Raw genomic sequence first — 24,581 nt, 5'->3', positions numbered from 1 at the left:
CGCCGTCAAGATGCATTCAAAAAAGGTTTTCTTCCACCTGCTTTTCAAAATACCGGATTAAAATATAAAAAGAGGAGGTAAAATGAAGAAAATATACTGCACAATTCTGGCTATCCTTTTGATAGCAGGTATGAGTCAAGCCAGCCCGTTGCTGTGGCGTGGAGCCAGAACCATGTCGAGCGGCAAATTCATCGGGATGCTTGGTCTGAGTTACACGACCATCTGCAAAGGATACAACTGGACCGATGAAGAATGGACTGATCTGCCTGATGCAAGCAAGACCGATGTCATCGGTGCCCACTTTATGCTGGGATACGCACCGATGGATAAATGGGAAGTTATGGCTCATATTCCTGTAATGAGCAAGAGTAAAGATACACTCAGTTCATTCGGTCTTCAGGATGCCTGGATAAAAACACGCTACGGGTTGATGGGCGGCAAAGACCAGCCGTATCTCACCGGTGTTCTCGGTTTTCGTTTCCCCACTTCGAGTAAAGACGCAAGCCCGGCTCTGGACGACCGCACGATCGACATCGCCGGCGGTCTTCTCTTTATGTATAAGATGGCACCGATGGTATTACATCTTAAGGCGGGTTACTGGTATAATATGAAGAACGACGCCGAGATCGACGTCGGAGATATATTCGAAGGAATCTTCAAAATCGACTATATCTTTACAAAACAATTCAAGGCGTTCCTCAACTTCAATCTTATGCAGACGCTTGCGGCAAAGGACAGCACCGGCGCTACTATCGAGCACACTGACAAAACCCGTCTCAACATCATTCCCGGTGTTATCTTTAAACCGATGCCCGGTTTGAACCTCAGGCCGAAATTCATCTACCCCCTCGAAATGGTAAACAAAGGCGGCAGCAACTTCGCCTGGAAAGTCGGATTCGACGTCTGGTTCGTACCGAAATAAAAGTAGAATAAAGGATATCTATCTCTTCGGAGATAGATATCCTTTTTCTATATTGTACTAATTCAATATATATAATAGGTAGTGGCTGTTCTTAAATCTGGATTAAAAAGGAGGAATTATGGAAAGATATAAGAAACCATATGCAGAAAAAGAAGTACAGGAAGTTTATGACGGACCGGGTGGTCTGCTCTGGGAGGCTGTAATGGGCGAGCAAATCCACTCCGGCGGTCCGGAAGCCACTGACGCGCTTGCTGAAGCACTGGGTCTGAAAAAAGGTATGGTCGTTGTAGATCTCTGCAGCGCTCTGGGAGCACCGGCGCGCCACATAGCACAAAAATACGGCGTTACAGTAAAAGGCGTTGATATGACAAAAACCATGCTGGAAAAGGCACGGGAAAGAACCAAAAAAGCCGGACTGGAAAATATGATCGAATACTATGAGGCGAATGTCATGGATCTGCCGTTTGACGACGAGATGTTCGATATCGTCTGGGGACAGGAAGCATGGTGCTACGTAACTGATAAAGAAAAACTTCTGAAAGAAGCATACCGTGTTCTGAAGCCGGGTGGTAAGATTGGATTCACCGACTGGATTATCACGGGAGAAATAACCAAAGAAGAACTCGATCCCCTCTATGACACAATGCAGTTCCCTTATATGGAGACATTCGAAGGATATCAGGAATTGCTTAAAAACACCGGTTTCAAAATAATCAAGGCGCTGGACCAGACCGATGAGTTTGCAAAGTGCTTTGATCAATACTACGATAAAGTGCACGTTGAATTAAAACCGACAATCCTGGAGAACTTCGGTCAGGAACTCTTCGACTTCGCCTCCAATCTGGTTACGATCTGGCGTAAGGCGGCGAAAGAACATAAAGTCGGTCGCGGTTTCTTTATCGCAGAGAAATAACAAACACTCCGGGCGTCTTCATCCGTACGGCGGGTGAAGACGCCCGAAAATCTGCATCATAATCCCGACCACTTGACTTGACGCCGACAGTCACTATAATCAACCACCAGGTCTAAACCGGATTACGCCAAGGGAGGAAGAATTGAAACTTGAAAAAATAAAAAAAGCCGTCATTGAAATGGACGACGGCGGTATCAAAGAACTCATAGAAAGCGCCCTGAAAAAAGGGATAAAGCCGTATGACATCCTGAACAAAGGACTGATCCCCGGAATGAAAGAAGTCGGTGAGCTCTTTTCACGAAAAGAATATTTTGTTCCGGAAGTACTGCTGGCGTCTGAAGCGTTTTACGCCGGATTTAATATAGTAAGCCCCCTCATAAGTTCAACGGTGCGACGGGCAGAAGCAAAGATCGTAATAGGAGTCGTGGAAGGCGATATCCACGATATCGGAAAGAATATCGTCAAGGTGTTGATAGAATCATCCGGGTATCAAATCATCGATCTCGGCAAAGACGTACCGACCGAAAGATTCATCGACGCCGTATTAAAGGAGAAACCGGCCGTCCTCGCCCTGTCCAGTCTGATGACAACCACAATGACGAAAATGGAAGAGATCATAAAAGAGCTTAAAAAGAAAGATCTCCGGGATAGAGTGAAGGTCATCATCGGCGGCGCGCCGGTCAACCGGGAATTCGCGGCAAGGATCAAAGCAGATGCTTATGGTGAAGACGCCGCAGATGCGGTGAAACTTATCGATGAACTCATCCATGGATAGAATACGGGAAGTCGTTGAAAAGAAAAGAAGATATGCGGTCTTTCCCATGGTTTGTGCCGACCATTGCGCCTCTCTTCTCGGTCTCAAATTTCAGGAAGTCGCCGTCGACGGCGAAAAACTCGCCGCAGTCCTTGAATACGGACTAAAAAAATATAATTATGATATGCTGCTCGTTTTTTCAGACCCCTATATTGAAGCACAGGCACTCGGTTGTCCGGTGAAACTCGATCCGTTCCCGACCCTCACGGGTTCAAGAACCGATCACACCATCGACCGAACTCCGGAAATCATCAAGGCACTCAAAATACTCAAAGAAAAAGTAGATGTACCGATCTTTGTTTCGGTAAAAGGCCCGTTTTCACTGGCGGCGTTCCTTGCCGGAATCAAGGAATTCCTCAAAATGACTTTGAAGAATAAATCAGAGACACGTAAACTCATTGAAGAAGCACTCGACTTTCAAAAGCGATATCTGAATAAACTCCTCTGTTTGGAGGCGAACATCTTCATCGGAGACCCCGTGGCTTCGGGAAGTGTCATATCACCTGAGATATTTTCAGAATTCGCTTATGGACCACTCAAGGAGCTTGTCAAAGAAATAAAGAATAAAAGGCTGCTCGCCGCCCTTCATATCTGTGGTGACACAAAACCGATAATCGAACAACTCGACACACTGGGTCTCGATATACTGAGTCTTGAAGACATCACCATAAAAACAAAGACACTGAAAATGGGCGGAGTCGCGACCAACACGATTCTCTACGGTCTTCCCGCCGATATCCATCAGGAGATAACAGAGGCATTACAGGAACCATATCTGATTCTTTCAACCGCCTGCGATGTACCGGTTGAAACAGCCCCTGAGCAGATAGAGACGATGATAAATTACAGCCATGAATTATGTAACAATTAACGGCTTCGGCAGATACCGCGTAAGAAAAGGTAAAATATTACTCGACCTGCTTATTGAAAAGAGTGTTCCGATCACAGCCTCCTGCGGAGGTCGGGGACGCTGCGGTCTCTGCAGGGTGAAAATCATCGGAAAGATAAAACCACCCGACATCATCGAGTCGTCTTTGATTCCACAAAAACTTCTTGAACAGGGCTATCGCCTCGCCTGCCGCCATAAGATAGAACAGAATATCACGGTGACCGCTCCGATGAAAAAAAGAAAAAAATCCATAATGTCCACCCCTTCAGGCCTCGCCCTGGATATAGGAACGACGGTCATAAAAGGAGCCGCTTTAAATTTTGAAACAGAGAGAATAAAGAAAACAAAAATTTTCAATCTACAGAACAATATGGGTGGGGATATAATCACAAGAATCAGCGAAGCCATCAACGGAAAGTACACACGATTACGACGATTGCTCCAGAAAAGTATTGAAGAGCTGAAAAGAGAACTGGGTGTGAAAAATCCATTGTTCACCACGGTGGTCGGTAACCCGGTAATGTTATCTTTCTATTTAAATAAATCAGTAAAAGGGTTAGCCCGTTTTCCCTTTGAGAGTGCGATAGACAAGGGCGTTTTTTTGAAAAACCCCGCCCGATTTGTTTTTCCCGTCATCGGAGGATTTGTCGGCGGTGACACAATAGCCGGTATCCTGGCAAGCGGTGTTTATAAAAAAAAGAAGACCAGCCTATATATCGACCTGGGAACAAACGGTGAAGTGGTTCTCATCTCGAATAGAAAAATAACAGCCACTTCGACCGCCGCCGGTCCGGCATTCGAGGGTGTCGGTCTAAGCTGCGGCTGCCTTGCTGTACCCGGCGCAATCGAGCGGATAAAGTTTCGGAACGGTGAATTTATCGTCCAGACCATAAAAAACCAGCCGCCGATAGGATTGTGTGCGTCAGGGCTGATCGACCTTCTTTCTCTTTTATTGACCAGAAAAGCACTTCAAACGAACGGACGTCTACCAAAAACCATAAGATTAAAAGGTCTCACCATAACCCAGGCGGACATCAGAAAATTACAGCTTGCTGTTGCGGCGGTACATACCGGCATTCAGAGTCTTTTATCGGAATTTTCGATTGAAGCGGGCGAACTTGAAGAAGCCGTCATAACCGGTGAGTTCGGGACGAAAGTAAATATCACCGCGCTTCAACGAATCGGACTTCTACCGACCGGTATCAAAAAAGTCCGCTTTGAAAAGGACCTCCCGCTTAAAGGAGCAATCTCCGCACTGAAAGATGATGGAGTATTGGCTCAAGCCGAAGAAATACGCAGGATGAGTACTCATATCGATCTGGCGACACTGCCGAATTTCCAAAAAGTCTTTGTCAACGCACTGAAACTCGAGCCGTGGAATTAATCGGATATACATCCCCTTATATCCCTGTTGAGATATTATCTCTGACTGGTTTGAAACCATATCGCCTGCTGCACGGTGATATTGAATTGTCGCAATCAGGTGAAGAATACGTACGGATCGATGCATGTCCCTTAGTGAAATCCAACATAGCATTTGTAATTCAAAATCAAAAGAGATTCGGCGCCGTCGTCGGTGCGACGGAATGTGATATGTTGAGAAGGATGTTCGAAATCCTCGAAGATAAAACATCAATTCCGATTTATGTCATTAATAACCCCAGAACCCGACAACCGGGGATATTTTATGATGAAATCGACTGGTTAACCAACGAACTTAAACACCTCAGTGGAAGGAGATGGGACGAAACAGTGATTCACGAGGAAATCGAAAAATGGGAAACGCTCCGACGAAATTTCCGCATGCTGGATAAAAAAAGAAAGGCAACCCCTTCCCTGCTCTCCACTACCAGTTTTCATAATGCGGCGGAAGGGTATTATAAGGGCGGTATCGAGGAAAAACCGACCGTGCCTGAAGATCATTCAAACAAACCAAGGGTCTTTTTGCTGGGCAGTGAGATAACTTATGAATCCAACTGGTTGCTCGAACTGATAGAAAAAGAAGTCCGTATCATCGGGGATTTTGTCTGTGGTATTTCAAGATTCTTGAACATCACGGTCGAAAACAAGAATTTAGAAGGCTTGAAAACGGCGTATTATCATCAAACTCCCGGTCTTTTCAAAAGACCGAATGCAGAATTCTATGATTATATCAATACTCAACTGAAGGAACGCGCTTGCAACGGAGTGATCGTCTGGACCCTCGATTATTGTGATACATATGAATTTGAAATAAAAAGGATGAGGGAAATTTTCAAGCTGCCGCTTCTTCACATAAAGAGTGATCTGTCACATCAAAATATCAGTCAACTGAAGATCAGACTCGCTGCCTTCAGGGAGATTTTATGATACCAGTGGATTTCGGACCACCGAAAAAAATCACCCTCAACGAATGGAGTGAACAGTTCCGCAGGATCGATGATGGCATCATTAAACAATACACCTATTATGATAATGAAGAATGGGGTGGATATCTTCAGCCGCCGGCGACTTTTATGGTTTACGGCGCCCGTGAATTAAAACGGCTCAAACTCGACAATTCATTCGCAGCCCTCAGACTCTGGGGATTCGTCTTCAATGAATCAGAAAGGTTGTTCAGGGCACACCAGTGCGGCAAAAAAGTCATCGCGACGATGGGCGATCTCGGCACGGTCCCGGTGATTGTTCAATCATTCCCTGATTGTATACCATTCTATCCGGAATGTATCTGGTGGACTCCCTTCTTCAATGAATCCACCGTTCTACTGGACAGAGCCGGTCAATTAGGGATTCCTGAAGCAACCTGTTTTTCAAAAACGGTACTCGCTGCGTTCCAAAAGAAAGCGTATTTTCCGGAACCGGATTTGATATTCGCATCCACCGGCGCCGCCTGTGATGACTACTCCTGTATCATGAATCTTGTGGAAGGTATCGGTTACCCGGTAACCTGGCTTGAAATTCCTTATCGAAAAAGAACCAAAAAATATTACACCGCGGAGAAATACGGTGAAACATCAGATGGGTTCAAATATCCTCTGCGCCTGGAAAGTTATCTCATCGAAGAATATAAAAAAGTCTGGCGGATAATGTCTGACCTCACCGGGATCAACGACCTCAGAATGTTGGAAGAAAGCATCAAAAAGGTAAACAGAATGAGGAAACTGGTCGAAAAAATAAAAGAATTGACTTACACCGTCGTTCCGACACCGTTACCGGCGCTCGAGTTGATGACGATAGAATTCGGCAATCTCTACGGCTATGCTGATATCGATGAATGGCTCGGTATTCTGGAAATGCTCCTTGAGACGGTCGAAGAACGAAGTCGGAAAAAAGTCGGTGTTCTCCCAACAGATGCGATACCGATCGCCTGGATAACCCCCTCTGCAGACCCCTATCTTTTAAACCTTATTGAAGAAATGGGACTGCGGGTTGCAGCCACTGAATACGTAATCAGACAGGCGCTTGTCGAAATCGAAGAAAACATTGAACCGTTCAGAGCCCTCGCCCGGTCGTTTCTAAACGGTTCTCTCATAGGTTCCACTGAGGAACGGATAGAGAGAATAAAGTCTGCTATCGACAAAGGAGTAATCCACGGCGTATTCATTACAAATATGCTCGGGGCATCACACTGCGCCATGGAAACGAAGTTGATTGCGGAAAAACTCGACAGAGTGCCGGTGCTCGCCGTTGACGTACCGCCGCCGTTCGGTATAACAAAACAATTAAAAACAAGAATTGCGGCTTTCGCCGAAATGTTGAGGCAGAAATGAAAGAGATACTGACATCCAGGGAAAGATTCGGACTTCTGGTAATAGACGAAAGACCTGACCGATGCAATATCATCCCCCTCATAACATCGCATGCCGCCACCGTCAACAGGACGAAACTACGGGACTACTACACCGACGGCAAAAAAATGGCGGAGGCGCAGATCGCCGCAATCGAAGAGTATAACCATGATGCACTGTCATTCTTTTCCGAAGTGGGCATCATCGCTGAGGCAATGGGTTCAGAGTTTCTTTACCCGGATGAAGACCTGCCCGTGCTCAAAACACCGGCGCTGGTAAAACACGATATCTCGGATTTGAAAATCCCTGATCCATGCTCGGACAAAAGGTTGCCGGTGTATCTGGAGGCAATAGAATACGCCTACCACTCCATCGGTGACAGGATTCCGCTCCTTGCTTATGTACCGGCGCCTTTTACCACCGGGATGATGCTTTCAGACCCCAATAGATTCCTGATTCAGACAATACGTGAAAAAGACAGGGTCGTGGAAATACTGGAAAAAGCACTGTCTGCCGCGATGGAATTCTGTTATCATATCATCGACGCCGGAGGCTTGCCGGTTGTCGTCGACCCGCTTGCTTCCTCCAGTGTCATCAGCCCCGCCGCATATAAAGAATTTGCATTCCCTTATGAACAGAGACTGATCGGTTTCCTGCATCGTTATGACCTTGATATCATCCTCCATATCTGCGGAGAGACCGAACCGATTCTGGAATTCCTGCCGGAAACCGGTGCTGACCTTGTAAGTATAGACCGGGTGGATTTAAGCACGGTCCTGAAAAAACTGTCAAAAAAAGTCCGCATCATAGGGAACTTCGATACATCAAAAATCGCTTTCTCTTCACCGTCAGACATCGATAAAGAAGTAAAAGATATGGTTGCAAACAGCGTCAATGCACCCAAGGGATATATCGCTTCAACCGGCTGTGAAGTTCCCATAAGAGCGCCCATGGAAAACGTGAAGGCATTTATTAAAGCAGCCAAGGAGGTCGGATGGTATTGGGATTAGATATCGGCTCATGTTATGCCAAAGGTGTTCTATTTGACAACGGCATAAAAGAAAAATATGTCGTCAAAACATCCTTTAAACCAAAAGAAGCCATTGAAGAAATAAAAAAACAACTTACAGGTTATCGAAAAATTGTTGCCACAGGTTACGGACGGAAAATGGTTGTCGACGCCGTAAAGACCATTACGGAAATAAGCGCTTTTGCCCGCGGCGCTTGGTATGTCGATAAAAGAGTGCGCACGGTGATTGATATCGGCGGGCAGGACAGTAAAATAATACGAATCAAAGACGGCAAGGTTGAAAATTTCATAATGAATGATCGCTGTGCTGCGGGCACAGGTAACTTCATCGAAAAGATCGCCCAGGCACTTGATCTGACGATTAAAGAATTCGGCAATCTGGCGACAAAATCTCATGCGCCGGAAACGATTGATTCACTGTGTGTGGTAATGGCGGAAAGTGAAATTCTAAGTTTGATAGGAGAAGGCAAAAATATTGAGGATATCGTCGCAGGTGTCTGTAATTCGTTGATCCGACGTATTATAAGTATCGGTGCTCAGATCGGAATAGAAGAACCCCTTCTTTTCTGCGGAGGCGGAGCACTGAATCCCGGTCTTGTTAAAGCAATAAAACAGATCGACAATGAGGTGGTGATCCCGGAAGAACCACAACTCATCGGCGCCATCGGAGCGGCGCTCTCCCAATAACTTTCAACCGACCTTGACATTTCCTGCCTTTTAACTATAATTTTTCAATGAAAGCGAAAGATTCCACTAAAGATGTTCTACGCAAAATACCGTCGATCGATAAAATACTCCAGTGGAAAGAACTGCAGGGTTTTCTCTCTTCAATCGAGCAGCAATATGCGGCGGCGATAGTGCGAAAGATCGTGGATGACTTCAGAAAAAGAGTACTCGCCGGTGAAAAACTTAACCTCACGTTCTTAAAGAACAGCATTATCAAAGAATTCAAGGATCTGCTGACCCCTTATTTCCGACACGCCGTCAACGCCCTCGGTATTGTGCTCCACACCGGCCTGGGAAGAGCACCATACAGCAACAGCATCCCGGAAATACTGAAAGATGCAACCGTTGGATATTCCCAGCTCCAGATCGACGAAGAAGGCAGGAGAGCCGACCGTTACAGAAAATTAAGCAAGATATTGAGCATACTCACCGGTGCCGAAGCAGGGGTAATCGTAAATAACAATGCAGGTGCCACACTCCTGATTCTCAACACCATGGCGAAAGGAAGAGAAGTAATCGTATCAAGAGGACAACTTATTGAAATCGGCGGTGCATTTCGCATCCCGGAAATAATGGAGCAGAGCGGCGCGATAATGCATGAAATCGGTACAACAAACCGCACCCACCTAAGAAATTATGAAGAAGCGATCAATGAAAACACCGCCGCCCTTTTGCGCGTCCATCAATCAAATTATAAAATCATCGGGTTCACCAAAGATGTACCGCTCAATGAACTCGTCGCCCTCGGCAAAAAGTACAACCTTCCGGTCATCGATGACCTGGGAAGCGGCGCACTCATCGATTTTTCAAAATATGGGCTTCCCAAAGAGCCGACAGTGCAGGAAAGCATTAAAACAGGTGCGGATATCGTATGTTTTAGCGGCGACAAATTGATCGGCGGACCGCAATGCGGTATCATAGTCGGTAAGAAGAAGCTCATCGAGAAGATAAAGAAAAATCCCCTCACCCGTGCCTTGCGATGTGATAAAATGACCAATATCGTGCTTGAATCAACGCTGAAGTTATTTCTCTCGAATGAGCAGTTTATCCTGGAAAACCATGGGGTTATGCGTCTCCTCTTAAAACCGCTCAAGACGATAAGGCTCCAGGCGAACAAGTGCGCGCGTTTATTGAAAAAGGAGTTCTCCAAAGATCTGGAAATCGCGGTGGCAAGAGACCATTCAGAAATCGGCGGCGGTTCTTTGAGTACTGAGCAACTGCCCACCTTCGTGGTTGTGATAAAACCTAAAAATATTCCGGTACAGGATCTGGCGCGGAAATTAAGGATGTGCACCACGCCGATATACGGCAGGGTATCTGAAAATACACTGCTCCTTGATTTCCGCACCGTGTTGAAAAATGAAGAAAAACTTATTGTCCAGGCCTTCTCCGAGGTACTCCAATGACAGAATCCCCACATAAAGACCGCATCACCAGAGGTATATAAGATGGGCAAACGGCATATCGTCATCGGCACAGCCGGACATATCGACCACGGAAAGAGCGCCCTGATAAAAGCACTCACCGGTGTCGATCCCGACCGATTGAAAGAAGAGAAAGAACGCGGTATGACGACCGACCTGGGTTTTGTCTTCTATGGGAGTGACGTAACGATAATCGATGTTCCGGGCCATGAAAAATTCGTCCGACATATGGTCGCAGGTGCAAGCACCATCGACCTGGTCATCTTCGTCGTCGCTGCCGACGACGGTGTCATGCCCCAAACAATCGAACACCTCGACATTCTGAAGCTCCTGGCAATCAAACAAGGACTCATTGCAGTGACAAAAAAAGATCTGGTACCGGAAGAGCAATTGCAGACAGTCATAAACGACGTGCGGAATCTCGTAGCAGGAACCTTTCTCGATGGAATGCCGATTATTCCGGTCTCCAATATTACAGGAGAGGGTATCAAAGAGTTACAGGAGACGCTTGACAAGATAATCGCCGGGACCGAAACGAAAAAAGACCGTGGTATCTTCAGACTGCCCATTGACCGTTGTTTCACAATAAAAGGGTTCGGAACGGTCATTGCCGGAACAGTACTCTCCGGCAGTGTAAAGATCGGTGACACCCTGGAACTCATGCCGGCGAGAAAAAAGGTGAAGGTACGCGGTATCCAGGTTCACAACCAGAAGGTGGATAAAGTGGGCACTGGATTCCGAACTGCGATAAACCTCGCCGGTGTTGAAAAAGAAGAGATAAAACGCGGCGACACCCTGAGTCAGGTCGGCTATTTTGAACCATCGAACTATATGAACGTCTCGCTCTATCTGCTGAAATCGGCACCGGGCCCTTTGAAAAACCTGACAAGACTGAGAATACACCTGGGGACAAAAGAGATTTTCGGTAGAGTGGCATTGCTCGACAAAAAAATCTTGAACCCCGGTGAAAAAGCGATGGCGCAATTCCGTCTCGAAACACCTGCAGTGAGTGATGTCGGAGACCGCTATGTCATACGGACCTATTCGCCCCAAATGACCATCGGCGGCGGTGTTATCATTGAACCTAAAGCACAGAAAACAAAGGGCTTCGATGAAAAGCTTCTCAAACATCTCCAGAAGGTTGAAACCGGGGACCCGATGGTTATGATTGAAGAGAATCTCCTCAGTAATTTTGAACTGCCGAGAAAGATATTTGAAATCGGCCACGACCTCAATCTGCCGGCGGATCAGGTGGAGGAATTTATTAAACGCCTGATTCAGGAAGAGAAAGTATTGTGTATCGACGAAAAAAGAAATCTCTATTACTCGTCGAACAACCTGGAAAAACTTAAAAAGAAAATCAGAGAAATTTTAGGAGATTATCATAAGAAGAACCCGACAAAAATCGGAATGCCCCAGCTTGAGCTCTATAAGGCGATAAGCACCGGCCTTGACAAGAGTCTTCTCAACTACACCCTGGAAAGAATGGTTCAAGAAAAGAGTATTAAAATCCAGGGTGATAACAGAATAAGCCTCTATGATTTTGATGTGGTTCTTGATGAAAATCTGGAACGGATCAGCAGAAAGATCGAAAAATTGTTTCTTGAAGCGGGTTATAAACCACCTGATTACCAAACACTGCTCAATAAAAATCTCGGACCTGCAGAACTCGTCAAAAAGGCATACCGCTATATGATTGAGAAAGGAACTCTCATAAATGTAGGAGAGTCCATTATCCTGCACCGGGAATTGGTCAAAGAGGCTGAAAAGAAGCTGGTCGATTTTTTAAAGAAAAACAAAGAAATCAAAGTATTTCAGTTCAGGGATATGCTCAAGGCGAGCCGCAGATATGTCCTGCCTCTGTTGATCTATTTCGACACCAACAACATCACGATAAAACGTGGTGAAGTGAGGGTGCTCGGTCAGAAATACCAATAAGTTTCCTTCGGTTACAAAAAAATATGGCGGAGGCGTGTAGGAATCGAACCTACCGTCCCCCTTTCGAAGGACATCTGGATTTGAAGTCCAGCAGGCACACCAGCACCCATCCGCCTCCTTCAAAATGACTCTTCCCCTCTCTTCAAGAATAATTGTACCTAAATTTTTAAAAAAGTCAAAGGGTAATTTGTCCATAAGTCTATTGCATTCAATAAAACCTTCTGTATAATATACATCAGATATGATAAACCGGAATCATCTCTCCAGAAAGATAATCTTCCTGCTCATCTCCATAATTCTGATCATTTTCTGCTCAGGATGTCCTAAACAACACCCGGTAAGCGGACAAATCTATCCAGAGAGAGCCGAACATCAACCACCACGGCACCGCGGACTCTGGATAAGGGCGGTCTCGATCGCCAGTCCTGATTCAATCAACCGTATTATGAAAATCGTAAGAAAACTCAATATCACCGATATCTATGTCCAGGTTGTTGTCGCCGGATATGCTTATTATAACTCTGAAATCCTACCGCGCAGTCAGTATCTCTCGAAAACTTCAGGAACCGAATACGACCCCCTCAACAGTCTGCTTAAGATATGTAAAAAAGGAAAAATCCGTGTCCATACGTGGGTCAATGCCCTGCTTGTCTGGTCATTGAAAGAACCGCCTGACTCCACACGCCACATCTTCTATACCGCTCCCGAGTGGTTTATAAAAGATATCAACGGCAGAAGTATGGTGACCTATTCATATCAAGACCGGTGTGATGCAGGGCTCGAGGGTCTCTATCTTGATCCGGCTCTGCCCGAAGTACGTAACCACCTCACGAAAGTCTGTGCAGAGCTGTGCAGTAATTATCCGATCGACGGCATCCATCTCGATTTCATAAGGTACCCGGGAACCCTGTGGGGCCTTCCGGAAAACGACACCGCGGCGATATTCGCCGGTCCTGGCGGAAGAGAACTCCAGTGGATGAACCTCTCGCGTTATCCCCGACTTTCTCTTGTTATGCGCTGGATGGTCTGGCATCTGTGGAAATATAACCGGGAGCGTGAAAAGAATATCTTCCGAATAGTAGAACAGATCAATAAAACGATTAAGAACAGCGCGCTCAAGAAAACCTGCATTCTCACCGCTGCGGTGTTCCCCAATCCCTCACTTGCCCGATACCGTTTTTGTCAGAACTGGCAGAAGTGGAAGAAGACAATAGAATACCCGATAGTGATGACATACCTTAACAATATCACAGACTTCACACGCCTGTTCGATTTTGTAATATCAAACTGTGAAAAGGCGATATTCGGCATCGGTTTTCTCTGGCGCGGGTTTGAACCGATCGCATTCAGACAGGTTCAAGAAGTGAATAAGAATGATGCAGCAGGGGTATGTTTCTTCGACTTCACGGCGCTGGACACGATGGTCGATTTCGATAGGTTTAACGACATTCCATTTAATGATTCGAGCGAATATCGGACAACCGATACCGCCGTTATAAAAAACGTGTTTACTGATTCCCTGATTGTAGAAAGGATACTAGCTCAAATTACTGATAAAGATATTCCTCCAGAGGATTCAATCAGAGGGTTCAATGATTATCTCTTTTCTCTATCTACAGCGCCTGAAAACGACCTCAAAAAACTGGGGTTGAATAGCAGAAATTTCTATGAACATATCAAGAAAGATGTTATACTCTTCAAAATCCTCGATTCGATCGTTTTCCCCCTGGGTGATACACTTGTCGAACCACCGACAAAAGAACTGTGCTACGCCTTTTACGATGATGCTTCAATGGATACCGCTATGACCGATGAAGAACTCATAAAAAAAGCAGAAATGACTGAGAAGATCACTGTGTATCCCGGTGCCCTGGAACCCCTGGCATACGCCGCATTTCAGAACCCGACCAAGGACAGGCGGGTACTCAAGGTCCTCGGCGGCGTCTATGTTTATAAATTGATTAAAGAGTATGAAGGCAGCGGAAAAGTACCGCTCGATGAGGTCGCTCCTGAACTGCGGCCTCTTTATAAAAGTTATACCGCTCTGAGAAAAGCCCGCACCTATCTGGACCGCATTGTTCGGTAAAATCACCATTGACATAAGATATAATATATATACAATTAAAGAGGTTTCAAATCAACGAAAAAGGAGGTTGATATGAAAAGATATGCGTCAAAGGCCGTAATACTATTACTGGCCATTGCAGTAACAGTCGGCTGGAGCAATGCAATCGCATTCAGAAATGGTTTTCAACGCTATAACAACGGAACCGATGTTAAACTCAACTACACGACACAAATTTCAAATCATTATATCACCATGCGTGCCGAATTCGTGGACAGTTTTGAGCGAACCACTCTCGATCCCTGGACCAGTTCAGGACAGACAAACTGGGGCATAAGGGACACAACAAATACCTATGGTCCCCAGGCACCTGCAGTATCAGGATATCAATATCCCGGACATCCGGCTACTGATACGTCATCATATCCCTGCAGCGGCTCCAACCCCGGTCTCATCACTTACCTGACCTCACCAACGATCGACCTCACCGGCTGGGATTCACTCTTTATCTCTTTCAACTACTGGGGTGATTTTGAGGGAGAAGCGACAAATTTCGACGGAGGCATCGTGGAAATTTCAACCGACGACGGCTCGACCTGGACACAGATAGACCCTAATGCCCAGGGACATCTGAATCCCACCTATGATTCACAACTGGCTGGAACCGGTCAGCTGGGCAATGCCTGGGCTTATTGTTACGACACTGATCCTGATTGGGTTGCGGTAAGTTCGCAGAACCTTATGGCGCTCGGTTATGCGGCGAATGGAGATCAATTGCGCATCCGCTTCACCTTTGCTTCTGATGCACTTTCCGGTGGTCAGGGCTGGTTTATAGATGATATCCGTATCGCCGATACTCCGCCACCTGATCTTCAACCGCCGGTCATCACCCACACCCCGCTGAACGACACCCCGGATACGCTCAATGCATATGTCATCTCCGCGACGGTCGTGGACGACGGAAGCGGTGTTGATTATGATTCAGTCTATCTCCATTATCAGATCGAATCCGGTTCAGTAGTCGACGTAAAGATGGATACAGTCGGAACCGGCAACCCTGATGTCTACGAAGCCACAATACCCGCGCAGAATTATCATACCGATATCTATTACCAGATCACCGCGGCCGACCTCGCCGGCAATGAGGCAGCCACTCCGGTTTACAATTTTGAAGTCACCAACGCCCTGACGATTCAGTATGACGACGGACAACCATACTGGATTCCCGGCGATCTTCAACCGGGCAGCGGTCTCTTTGTCCAGTTCCACTTCAATGATGTCGGAATCGACAGCGGCTTACTGCATAAAGCAATGCTCTATTTCGACGGTCCCGGTCCTTTCGACCTTCACATCTATCAAGCCGGCGCAACGCAACCCGGAAGCTTAATCGATTCACTTCAGGGGCTTATATCCAATGGTTATGAAATAGCTACTGTAGAAATAACCACTCTGGATATTCAAACAAGAGACGACGTCGTTGTGGGATTCATCTCCCAGGCGAGCGGCGGCGACACAACCCGTGTTTTGATGGATCCGGTCCAGGAGTATCCCACCCATATGTGGGGCTGGCTCAACGGTGCATGGACCCAACCCGGCTATGACGGTGGAGACTTCATGATCAGACTGAAGGTAATTCCCATCACATATACCGGTGTCGAAGAGAGAGGCTCTGAACTTTCAGCAAAAACAACACTCTACCAGATAACACCCAACCCGCTCAGGAATAATGCACTGATTCGTTATCAAATCCCATCCCGTCAGCAGGTAAAACTCAATATCTATGATGTTTCAGGACAACTTGTTAAGACACTCGTCAATGAAATCCAGAATCCCGGAAGCCATGAAGTAGTGTGGAACGCCAGAGACGCACAGGGAGCTCAAGTTGCAAGCGGTGTCTACTTCTTAAAACTCACGACCGGAGATACCACAGAAACTCAGAAGATACTCTTGATAAAGTAGAAAAATCACGAACTGATTAATAAAAAAGGAGCGGCTTATGCCGCTCCTTTTTTTACTTCTGACTCCTCTCCACTTTTTTCGTTTTTATTTGAAGACCCTTCTTCTCCGTCATTCCTTCGTTACACTCAGGACAACGTCTGAGTTTGCCTTCTTTCTCTGTCATTCTGAGTGAAACGAAGAATCTTTATCAGTCATTAGTCATTGAGATTCTTCAGCCGTCTGCTTAAAGCAGACTCCTTCAGAATGACAAAAGAGCGGGCAGAGGGATGATAAAAAAGTGGAAAGGAGTCAGTTTTTACTCTGCTTGACAAACCATCCGTCTCGATTAGAATAGGTTTATGAACTGCAGAAAATTCAATCATTACATCATTAAATTTTTATCAGTAATTATAGTCTATACTTTAGCCGATCGGATGTCGGGTCAGGTTTTCATTCCCGACAGCATAGTACCGCCGATAGCTGAAAAGATACCCAGAATAGACACCATCCACAATGTGGTACGTGTCGATGAGTATTACTGGTTGCGCAATAAAAACAGACCTGAAGTGCTCGAATATCTCAATGCCGAAAATGAATACACCGAAAAAGTAATGAAACCGACAGAAGGGCTCCAGGATACCCTGTACCGGGAAATGCTCAGCCGGATCAAAGAAACCGACCTCTCAGTACCGGAAAAAATCGGAGATTATTTCTATTATTCCCGTACTGAAGAAGGTAAACAATATCCCATCTACTGCAGGAAAAAAGGAAATATGAATGCTGAAGAAGAGGTATTACTCGATCAGAACATACTGGCTCAAGGCCATAACTACTTCGACCTCGGGGTATTTGAAGTCAGCCCGAATCATAAACTTCTTGTGTATTCCATTGATACCACAGGTGCTGAAAAGTTCACGCTCTATATCAAGAATCTGGAAACCGATAAGATTTATAAAGAGACGATAACCAATACAGGTTATTCGGTCGCCTGGGCGAATGACAACAAAACATTTTTTTACACCACCCTGGATGAAGCAAAAAGGCCTTATAAAATCCTGCGCCATCAGGTGGGCACCGGGGTAAGCGATGATAAACTTGTTTATTTTGAGAAAGACAACACCTTCTGGCTGGATATCTACAGAACAAAAAGCGGCGGTTACCTGATCATTGACATCGGCAGTCATACCACATCTGAAGCATATTATCTTAACGCCGATACCCCGACCGACACATTCAGATTGATCCGCAGACGTCAATCACAGATAGAGTATTATGTCGCTCACCACGGCGACAGTTTTTTCATTCTCACCAACGACGGCGCGAAAAATTTCAAATTAGTGAAAACGCCGGTAAGTGCTCCGACGACGGAGAACTGGAAAGTGGTAATCCCGCACAGTGATTCAGTAAAGCTTGAAGGATTTGAAGTCTTTAAAAACCACCTCGTGGTCTATGAAAGACAGAACGGTTTAAAGAAGATACGCATCATCAATCTGAAAACCCGGGAAACCCATTATGTCGATTTTCCGGAACCGACCTATACATTCTGGCGCCACAGAAACCGGGAGTTCAATACCAATAAACTGCGTTTTACCTATACTTCATTAATAACACCCCGCTCTGTCTTCGATTATGATATGGATAAAAAAATAAAAGAGCTGAAAAAAGAGTATGAAGTACTCGGAGGATACGACCCGTCGATGTATATTTCAGAAAGGATCTTCGCCGTGGCAGCGGACAGTACAAAAATACCGATTTCAATAGTCTATAAAAAGGGAACCTTAAAAAACGGAAACGCCCCTCTTTTACTGGCCGGTTATGGAGCCTACGGCAGCAGTTACGACCCTTATTTCTCTTCAAACCGCCTGAGTCTGCTGGACCGGGGGTTCATCTACGCCATTGCACATATCCGCGGCGGCGGCGAGATGGGCAGATACTGGTATGACCAGGGTAAACTGTTGAATAAAAAGAATACGTTCACTGATTTCATCGCCTGCGCCGAGCATCTTATCCGACAAAAATATACCTCTCCGGAACAACTCGTCATTTCCGGAGGCAGTGCCGGCGGCTTATTGATCGGTGCGGTCGTGAATATGCGGCCAGAACTCTTCAAGATTGCAATTGCAGATGTACCTTTTGTTGATCTGATCAATACCATGCTCGACTCAACACTTCCTTTGACCGTGCTCGAGTACGAAGAATGGGGCAACCCCTATGAAAAAGAGTACTATGACTATATGATTTCTTATTCGCCCTATGACAACGTCGCTGCGCAGGATTATCCCAATATGCTGATTACTGCGGGGTTGAATGATACAAGGGTTATGTACTGGGAAGCAGCGAAATGGACCGCAAAATTGCGTGCGCTTAAAACAGACAATAATCTATTGTTGCTGAAAACAAATATGGGTACAGGCCATCTTGGAGCGTCAGGCCGTTATGATTTTTTGAAAGAAATCGCCTTTGAATATGCATTCATCCTCTATGTGCTCGGTATGAGATAAGCAACCCCTCGACCGAAAAAAGTTCAGCTCCTGATATTTATATAGATATCAGGAGCTGAAACTTTTAAAACACTCAATCCGGAACTGCCGTTCTTTCTATTCTGAGAACGCCAGGTACCCGGGGATGATAATATTGGCAATCGGTATGATCATCAATATACCCAGCCAATTCGGTTTACCGCGTGCCTCAGCTATCGCCATCCATACAATGATACTGATGACTATATTGACGATCGGAATGAGAATAAGGATGAACCACCATAAAGGTTTTTTGGCAATCATCAGCATCAGGATAACATTGAGAATCGGAATCCAGGCGAACCAGCCATTATCTGTATTCGTCTTTTTGGCTATCGTCTGCAAACATATCGCCATATAAATATAGAATACAGCAATGATAATGAAATAGACTATCATAAATGCCGCAGTGACGCCCGGCTCTAACTGTTGATAACCACCTTCCATACTTTTCACCTCCTTTCTGACAATCTGGTATATGAATATATAATATAAAGATACCTGCAGCAGGTATCTTTATCTAAAGTATAGAGACAATTATTGAAATGTCAAGGCTTTTATGAATAAAAAAAGGCGGCAGCCGGATTTGCACCGGCGAATAGCGGTTTTGCAGACCGCCGCCTTGCTACTTGGCTATGCCGCCGCAGTTTAAAAAACAAAAATCGCTTCTTCTTTCTGTTTACGTCTGTTTATTGAAAAGCGGGAGACGAGATTTGAACTCGCGACCCTCACCTTGGCAAGGTGACGCTCTACCACTGAGCTACTCCCGCAGCCTAAACCACTGTATTATAGCCTGAAATTCAAAATTGTCAACACCTATTGTATTTACGACGCTTAAATTGAAGTTCAAAGAAGATTTGACCCCAGGGGCTTACGCTCGGGGATGGTGTTCTCTGTATATCTCTTTTAAATATTCACGGTCGATATGTGTGTAGATCTGGGTTGTTGAAATATCCGAGTGGCCGAGAAGCTCCTGGACAACACGTAAATCCGCGCCGGCTTCCAAAAGATGGGTGGCGAAACTGTGCCGGAACATATGGGGGGTCACCCGTTTCTTCACTCCTGACTTGATCCGATATTTCCGCAGTATCTTTAAAAATCCCATTCGTGAAAGCCTCTGACCGCGCATATTTAAGATGAGAAACGGAGAACTCCTTTTTTTGAGAATCTCTCCCCTGCCTTTTGCAAGATATTCATCAATCGCCCTGAGCGCCTTCTTACCGATAGGGACAATCCGCTGTTTATTCCCCTTCCCGATGATACTGAGCAGATCATTTTCCCTGTCTATATCTTTAATCTTTAATCCCAGAAGTTCTGAGATTCTCAAACCCGCTCCATACAATAATTCCAGACATGCACGGTCCCGCAGACCCGCAGGGCTCTTATCATCAGCAGCCTCGATGATCGCGGTGACCTCTTCGATCGACATAAAAGCAGGAAGTTTTCTGCCTGTCTTAAGCAGCTCCAGGTCAGACGCCGGGTCAAATCCTATTCTTTTCTGAAAAACGAGAAATCTGTAAAATGTCTTGATACTGGAAATCTTACGGTTGATGGATGCAGGTGATAACCGTAAATCAAAAAGGCCGTGGATGAAATCACGCAGATCTTCAGTGGAACCGTCGGTGAGACTCTTCTTCCTTTGTTGCAGGAATTGTTCCAGTTGTTTAAGGTCGTATAGATATGAACGGACTGTATTTAATTCATCGCCCTCTGAAATCAGAAAATTTTCGAACTCCTGCAGTTGCCGACTCAGTACGTTCACATTTCGATGACAAACCTCCTCGCCGTACGGGTCAGGTTCACCACCCTGCCTCTGCCGTCGATATAGATAACGTCTTCGAGTCTTATACCGAATCCTTCGTCAGGATAGTACAGACCCGGCTCAACAGTAAAAACATGACCACGACTGATCCTGTCTTTGTTGGTCGTGAACAACCCGAAAGTGGGGGTTTCGTGCACATTAAGTCCCAAACCATGCCCCAGGGAATGACAGTATCCGGACTGAATCTTCGGTGAAGTCAAAAAAGTAGGATGCCCGTTCTTCTCGAAAAATCTGCAGAGCGACCTTTCTATCTCCACGGTCCTCTTCCCCACCTTCAACATACTTACCACATAGTCCTGCGCATCCCTGACCGTCTTATATATCTTCTTCAACTTTTTGGAAGCATAGCCGAAACAAACAGTACGTGTAAAGTCGAAAAAATAACCGCCGCCGAGTTCCTGGGGAAAGATGTCAAAAACAATCGTCTTACCCGGTCTGACCACCTCACGGTCATTGCCGGCGTTGTGAGGAACACCCGCATCTCTTCCCTGAGCTACGATTATACCCGCTGAGTTTACATATCCTTTTTCAAATAATGTTCTCTGCAGCATGGCGCGGAGATCACCGATAAGCAATTTACTGGTTCGACTCTTCCAGATGGCGTTGTTTCTGATTTTCAAAGTCCGGACATAATCCAGGAGACTCTTGAATGATTGAGCCACAACCCGCCCCGCCTTTTTGATACGTGCAACCTCTTCTTTGTCTTTGGTCTCACGGGCGAGGGTGATCAAGTCTTTTTCTGGTTCGTAATGCGGCTTGATTTTTTTGTTGAGCCTGCGGAGTTCCCGAAGATAATTATAAGCAGTACCCAGCTGCATACTGCCGTAGAAAACGACATTCCCCTTTATTTTTAAATCGTTGAAAATTTCATTCGTCAAAGCCGCCTTTGCTCTGTTCAAATCTTTGTAGCGATCAAATATCCGCTTCAGATTGTATCTGTTCATATTAATCAAACGATAACCGGTCTTCTCCGCGACTTCACGTTCAATCGTCGAATGGATAAGATAGGGTTTCCGCCCCTGTTTTTTTATATAACGGCAGAAGACCTTTACTCCGTTAAGGAGATAATATAAGTTTGCATCCTTACTTGGACCGCCTTCGGCGTAAATAACATCTATCTTCTTTTTCTTCATTAATTTATCAATATCTTTCTTCATTACACTCCTTTTCAGCAAACATACAAAAACTCTACAATCTCCGTCATTATTTTATATACCAGGTTGCCAATTTGAAGAAGTTCTCCAGAATAACAATCCCGGCCGGATGTTTGTCATCGAAACGCTCTGGATGAAACTGCACACCGTATTTCGGTAAGATGCGGTGCTTTATCACTTCGACAGGACAATTCGGTGACTCGGCGAGTTTTACAAAATCATAGGGCGCCGACTGGATATATTCTTCATGAGATTCCATAACCAGAAACTTCTCACCCAGCCCCTCAAAAATTTCGTCATCGACGAGACGTCTCACCATATAATATCCTTCCAGCATCTTTCCGGATGACTTGACCGGCTCACCGAACGCCATACCAAGGAGTTGATGACCGAAACAAATCCCGAGCAGGGGTTTCTCCGTCGCCTTGATAATCTCGGCTTCCACAGCATAAGCCTCAAAAACCCCCGGCTCGGCAAGTTTCCGCTGTGAGCCGGAAAGGATGATGATATCGAAATTCTTGAACTCCTCGCTGCGGCTGAGTGTACTGTAATCTATCACCTCAACAGTATGGACCGTTACATCCTTTATTACATTATAAAGGTGTTCTATTTGGGGAGAATTGGGTGCATAGTTATCGATTATCAATGTTCTCATCGATCACCTCGAACAAAGCCTCCACAAGTCCATTCTCATGGGAGCGCTTCACTTCTTTTCCTTTGACAAATACCACGCCGCGGCCTTTACCGCAGGCGATTCCGAAATCGGCCTCACGTGCCTCACCCGGGCCGTTCACAACACAACCCATAACCGCAACCTTCATAAAGTTGCTGTATCTTTTCAATCTATTTTCAACACTGCGTGCAATCTTATCAAGGTCGACCTCACACCTACCGCAGGTGGGGCAGCTTATCAACACCGGCCCGTGGCGTCGGAGTCCCAAGGCATTCAGTATTTCATAGGCGGCAGCCACCTCCACAGTGGGATCCGCGGTCAAAGAGATACGAATCGTATCACCGATACCTTCATTGAGCAAAATACCCAACCCGACGGCGCTCTTTATACCACCGCGGAACGGCAAACCCGCCTCGGTGATTCCGATGTGCAACGGATAGTCGAATTCTTCACTCAATCTCTGATAGACGGCTATCGTATCTCTCACGTCCGCGGCTTTTGCTGAAAGAACAATATCATCAAAATCCTTTTTGCGGAAAAGATCGACCATTTTCCGGACCGCTTCAATAACGGCCCGCGGTTCAGGATGACCGTATTTTTTGAGAATCGGTTGTGGTATGGATCCGGAATTCACCCCGATTCTGATGGGAATACCGCTGTCCTTTGCGCTTTTGATTATCTCGTATACTTTCCATGATTCACCTATATTGCCCGGATTTATCCGAACCTTGTCCACTCCGGCGGCGATCGCCGCCAATGCGAGGCGATAATCAAAATGTATATCGGCTATAAGAGGAATGGATACCGCCTGCTTCACCACCTTGAGGCCGGCGGCGTCGTCTCGATTTACAACCGCCAACCGCACCATTTCACAACCGGCTTTTTCAAGCCTCCTGATCTGTCTGATCGTCGCTTTTGTATCACGTGTTTTCGTCTTGGTCATCGATTGTACGACGATCGGAGAATCACCTCCGATCTTCAAATCACCAACTTTTACAACCTTTTTCGTCCTTCTCATTCATTCTGTCTCTTGATTCTTGCGCCTAAACGACGCAACTTATGCTCAAATTTTTCATAACCGCGGTCAAGATGATAGATCCGTCGGACGATTGTCTTACCTGAAGCGATAAGGCCTGCCAACACCAGAGCCGCGGAAGCACGCAAATCCGACGCCATAAGTGTGGCTCCGGACAATTTTTTTACACCCTTAATGACCGCAGTATCCCCTTCAATGGTAATCTTTGCTCCCATCCTCATCAACTCCACCGCCTGCATAAAGCGATTTTCAAATATCGTCTCTTTGATTGTACTGGTGCCCGGCACGATCGAAAAAAGCGCCATAAATTGCGATTGCATATCAGTAGGAAAACCGGGATAAGGAGCTACAAATATATCAGCGGCGTGCATCTTTTGAACTCCGTCGACGACAACATACTTCTCGCCTGTTTCAATACCAACACCGATCTCGCTGAGTTTGTCGAGCACGCTTGTCAGATGGCCGGGCTCGCAGTCTTTGATGGTTATCTTACCCCGGGTGATTGCACCGGCAACGGCAAAAGTACCGGCTTCAATACGATCCGGGATAATACGATAACGCACCCCTGCTGAAGAATCTCCACCTTTGACCGTAATGGTATGTGTTCCCTGCCCTGAAATATCATATCCCAGGGCTTTTAGAAAATTGGCGACATCCACGACCTCAGGCTCACAGGCGGCGGGTGTTATTCTGGTCTCCCCTTTTGCACCGGCGGCGGCAATCATAACATTTATCGTAGCACCGACCGAGGTACCTTTGGGACCAGGAATATTGACCTCATTTCCGGTCAAACTCCGCACCCGTGCATTGATATACCCATCTTCGATCTCAATCCTGGCGCCGAGTGTCTCAAAACCCTTGATATGAAGATCGATCGGTCTCGGACCGATGGCACAGCCGCCCGGGAAACTGACCCGTGCCCGTTTCTCACGCGCAATGAGTGCACCCAGC

20 protein-coding genes and 3 tRNA genes are annotated in these 24,581 nt (G+C 46.0%); 14 read left to right on the top strand and 9 right to left on the bottom strand.

Features of this window, described 5'->3' with window-relative positions:
* Positions 1–82 precede the first annotated feature (82 nt).
* The 11 genes from ENI34_02755 to selB all read left to right on the top strand — a co-directional run bounded on the left by ENI34_02755 (position 83) and on the right by selB (position 12,423).
* Positions 83–922 (top strand): hypothetical protein, encoded by an 840-nt coding sequence (locus ENI34_02755; GenBank protein HEC78044.1) that lies wholly within the window; start codon positions 83–85, stop codon positions 920–922.
* A gap of 118 nt (positions 923–1,040) precedes the next feature.
* Entirely contained in the window at positions 1,041–1,835 is a 795-nt protein-coding gene (locus ENI34_02750) for a methyltransferase domain-containing protein (GenBank protein HEC78043.1), read from the top strand.
* Positions 1,836–1,977: 142 nt separating this feature from the next.
* A complete protein-coding gene (locus ENI34_02745) occupies positions 1,978–2,610 on the top strand; it encodes a cobalamin-binding protein (protein HEC78042.1) in 633 nt (210 codons plus the stop codon).
* Complete coding sequence (locus ENI34_02740; protein ID HEC78041.1) at positions 2,591–3,520, top strand: hypothetical protein; 930 nt, start codon at positions 2,591–2,593, stop codon at positions 3,518–3,520. The genes ENI34_02745 and ENI34_02740 overlap by 20 nt, the downstream gene beginning before the upstream one ends.
* Positions 3,501–4,922: a DUF4445 domain-containing protein gene (locus ENI34_02735; protein ID HEC78040.1), complete on the top strand. Its 1,422-nt coding sequence runs from the start codon at positions 3,501–3,503 to the stop codon at positions 4,920–4,922. The genes ENI34_02740 and ENI34_02735 overlap by 20 nt, the downstream gene beginning before the upstream one ends.
* Positions 4,811–5,887, top strand: coding sequence for a 2-hydroxyacyl-CoA dehydratase (locus ENI34_02730; protein ID HEC78039.1), 1,077 nt, complete (start codon positions 4,811–4,813; stop codon positions 5,885–5,887). The genes ENI34_02735 and ENI34_02730 overlap by 112 nt, the downstream gene beginning before the upstream one ends.
* Positions 5,884–7,287: a 2-hydroxyacyl-CoA dehydratase gene (locus ENI34_02725; GenBank protein HEC78038.1), complete on the top strand. Its 1,404-nt coding sequence runs from the start codon at positions 5,884–5,886 to the stop codon at positions 7,285–7,287. The genes ENI34_02730 and ENI34_02725 overlap by 4 nt, the downstream gene beginning before the upstream one ends.
* A complete protein-coding gene (locus ENI34_02720) occupies positions 7,284–8,315 on the top strand; it encodes a hypothetical protein (GenBank protein ID HEC78037.1) in 1,032 nt (343 codons plus the stop codon). Before ENI34_02725 ends, ENI34_02720 begins: the two co-directional genes overlap by 4 nt.
* Positions 8,300–9,022 carry a 2-hydroxyglutaryl-CoA dehydratase gene (locus tag ENI34_02715; protein HEC78036.1) on the top strand — a complete coding sequence of 241 codons (723 nt, stop codon included), beginning with the start codon at positions 8,300–8,302 and terminating at the stop codon, positions 9,020–9,022. Before ENI34_02720 ends, ENI34_02715 begins: the two co-directional genes overlap by 16 nt.
* Before the next feature lie 47 nt (positions 9,023–9,069).
* The gene (locus ENI34_02710) at positions 9,070–10,467 is read left to right on the top strand and encodes an L-seryl-tRNA(Sec) selenium transferase (GenBank protein ID HEC78035.1); all 1,398 of its coding nucleotides are present in this window, start codon (positions 9,070–9,072) and stop codon (positions 10,465–10,467) included.
* 42 nt (positions 10,468–10,509) lie between these two features.
* Positions 10,510–12,423 (top strand): selenocysteine-specific translation elongation factor, encoded by a 1,914-nt coding sequence (selB, locus tag ENI34_02705; GenBank protein ID HEC78034.1) that lies wholly within the window; start codon positions 10,510–10,512, stop codon positions 12,421–12,423.
* Positions 12,424–12,447: 24 nt separating this feature from the next.
* Here selB and ENI34_02700 read toward each other — a convergent pair.
* Positions 12,448–12,541, bottom strand: a tRNA-Sec gene (locus ENI34_02700).
* 123 nt (positions 12,542–12,664) lie between these two features.
* Between ENI34_02700 and ENI34_02695 the strand changes: the two genes are divergently transcribed.
* The 3 genes from ENI34_02695 to ENI34_02685 all read left to right on the top strand — a co-directional run bounded on the left by ENI34_02695 (position 12,665) and on the right by ENI34_02685 (position 18,927).
* Positions 12,665–14,509 carry a hypothetical protein gene (locus ENI34_02695; GenBank protein ID HEC78033.1) on the top strand — a complete coding sequence of 615 codons (1,845 nt, stop codon included), beginning with the start codon at positions 12,665–12,667 and terminating at the stop codon, positions 14,507–14,509.
* 72 nt (positions 14,510–14,581) lie between these two features.
* Positions 14,582–16,447, top strand: a complete 1,866-nt coding sequence (locus ENI34_02690; protein HEC78032.1) for a T9SS type A sorting domain-containing protein — start codon at positions 14,582–14,584, stop codon at positions 16,445–16,447.
* Between the two features lie 413 nt (positions 16,448–16,860).
* On the top strand, positions 16,861–18,927 hold the full coding sequence (locus ENI34_02685; GenBank protein HEC78031.1) for a S9 family peptidase: 2,067 nt from the start codon (positions 16,861–16,863) through the stop codon (positions 18,925–18,927).
* Between the two features lie 96 nt (positions 18,928–19,023).
* Here the strand turns inward: ENI34_02685 and ENI34_02680 are convergent, their stop codons facing one another.
* The 8 genes from ENI34_02680 to murA all read right to left on the bottom strand — a co-directional run.
* A complete protein-coding gene (locus ENI34_02680; GenBank protein ID HEC78030.1) occupies positions 19,024–19,392 on the bottom strand; it encodes a signal peptidase I in 369 nt (122 codons plus the stop codon).
* A gap of 124 nt (positions 19,393–19,516) precedes the next feature.
* Positions 19,517–19,588 (bottom strand) — tRNA-Cys (locus ENI34_02675).
* A 55-nt stretch (positions 19,589–19,643) separates the two neighbouring features.
* Positions 19,644–19,715, bottom strand: a tRNA-Gly gene (locus ENI34_02670).
* Between the two features lie 101 nt (positions 19,716–19,816).
* Positions 19,817–20,800 carry a site-specific tyrosine recombinase XerD gene (gene xerD / locus ENI34_02665; GenBank protein HEC78029.1) on the bottom strand — a complete coding sequence of 328 codons (984 nt, stop codon included), beginning with the start codon at positions 20,798–20,800 and terminating at the stop codon, positions 19,817–19,819.
* Positions 20,704–21,924 carry an aminopeptidase P family protein gene (locus tag ENI34_02660; protein HEC78028.1) on the bottom strand — a complete coding sequence of 407 codons (1,221 nt, stop codon included), beginning with the start codon at positions 21,922–21,924 and terminating at the stop codon, positions 20,704–20,706. Before ENI34_02660 ends, xerD begins: the two co-directional genes overlap by 97 nt.
* Before the next feature lie 46 nt (positions 21,925–21,970).
* Positions 21,971–22,576: a hypothetical protein gene (locus tag ENI34_02655; protein ID HEC78027.1), complete on the bottom strand. Its 606-nt coding sequence runs from the start codon at positions 22,574–22,576 to the stop codon at positions 21,971–21,973.
* A complete protein-coding gene (locus ENI34_02650; GenBank protein ID HEC78026.1) occupies positions 22,554–23,612 on the bottom strand; it encodes a flavodoxin-dependent (E)-4-hydroxy-3-methylbut-2-enyl-diphosphate synthase in 1,059 nt (352 codons plus the stop codon). The genes ENI34_02655 and ENI34_02650 overlap by 23 nt, the downstream gene beginning before the upstream one ends.
* On the bottom strand, positions 23,609–24,581 hold a 973-nt coding region (gene murA, locus ENI34_02645), incomplete at its 5' end, for a UDP-N-acetylglucosamine 1-carboxyvinyltransferase (GenBank protein HEC78025.1). The genes murA and ENI34_02650, both read right to left, overlap by 4 nt.

It is taken from the genome of candidate division WOR-3 bacterium (genome assembly GCA_011052815.1).
In the GTDB taxonomy this organism is placed as follows: Bacteria; Hydrothermota; Tepidihabitantia; order SM23-42; family SM23-42; genus DRIG01.
This window is presented reverse-complemented; position numbering and strand designations above follow the sequence as displayed.

Excerpts from the sequence above, each read along its gene's own strand:
- ENI34_02755 (HEC78044.1), top strand. The coding sequence starts at position 83 with ATGAAGAAAATATACTGCACAATTCTGGCTATCCTTTTGATAGCAGGT.
- ENI34_02750 (HEC78043.1), top strand. The coding sequence starts at position 1,041 with ATGGAAAGATATAAGAAACCATATGCAGAAAAAGAAGTACAGGAAGTT.
- ENI34_02740 (HEC78041.1), top strand. The coding sequence starts at position 2,591 with ATGAACTCATCCATGGATAGAATACGGGAAGTCGTTGAAAAGAAAAGA.
- ENI34_02735 (HEC78040.1), top strand. The coding sequence starts at position 3,501 with ATGAATTATGTAACAATTAACGGCTTCGGCAGATACCGCGTAAGAAAA.
- ENI34_02725 (HEC78038.1), top strand. The coding sequence starts at position 5,884 with ATGATACCAGTGGATTTCGGACCACCGAAAAAAATCACCCTCAACGAA.
- ENI34_02720 (HEC78037.1), top strand. The coding sequence starts at position 7,284 with ATGAAAGAGATACTGACATCCAGGGAAAGATTCGGACTTCTGGTAATA.
- ENI34_02715 (HEC78036.1), top strand. The coding sequence starts at position 8,300 with ATGGTATTGGGATTAGATATCGGCTCATGTTATGCCAAAGGTGTTCTA.
- ENI34_02710 (HEC78035.1), top strand. The coding sequence starts at position 9,070 with ATGAAAGCGAAAGATTCCACTAAAGATGTTCTACGCAAAATACCGTCG.
- selB (HEC78034.1), top strand. The coding sequence starts at position 10,510 with ATGGGCAAACGGCATATCGTCATCGGCACAGCCGGACATATCGACCAC.
- ENI34_02695 (HEC78033.1), top strand. The coding sequence starts at position 12,665 with ATGATAAACCGGAATCATCTCTCCAGAAAGATAATCTTCCTGCTCATC.
- ENI34_02690 (HEC78032.1), top strand. The coding sequence starts at position 14,582 with ATGAAAAGATATGCGTCAAAGGCCGTAATACTATTACTGGCCATTGCA.
- ENI34_02685 (HEC78031.1), top strand. The coding sequence starts at position 16,861 with ATGTCGGGTCAGGTTTTCATTCCCGACAGCATAGTACCGCCGATAGCT.
- ENI34_02680 (HEC78030.1), bottom strand. The coding sequence starts at position 19,392 with ATGGAAGGTGGTTATCAACAGTTAGAGCCGGGCGTCACTGCGGCATTT.
- ENI34_02660 (HEC78028.1), bottom strand. The coding sequence starts at position 21,924 with ATGAAGAAAGATATTGATAAATTAATGAAGAAAAAGAAGATAGATGTT.
- ENI34_02655 (HEC78027.1), bottom strand. The coding sequence starts at position 22,576 with ATGAGAACATTGATAATCGATAACTATGCACCCAATTCTCCCCAAATA.
- ENI34_02650 (HEC78026.1), bottom strand. The coding sequence starts at position 23,612 with ATGAGAAGGACGAAAAAGGTTGTAAAAGTTGGTGATTTGAAGATCGGA.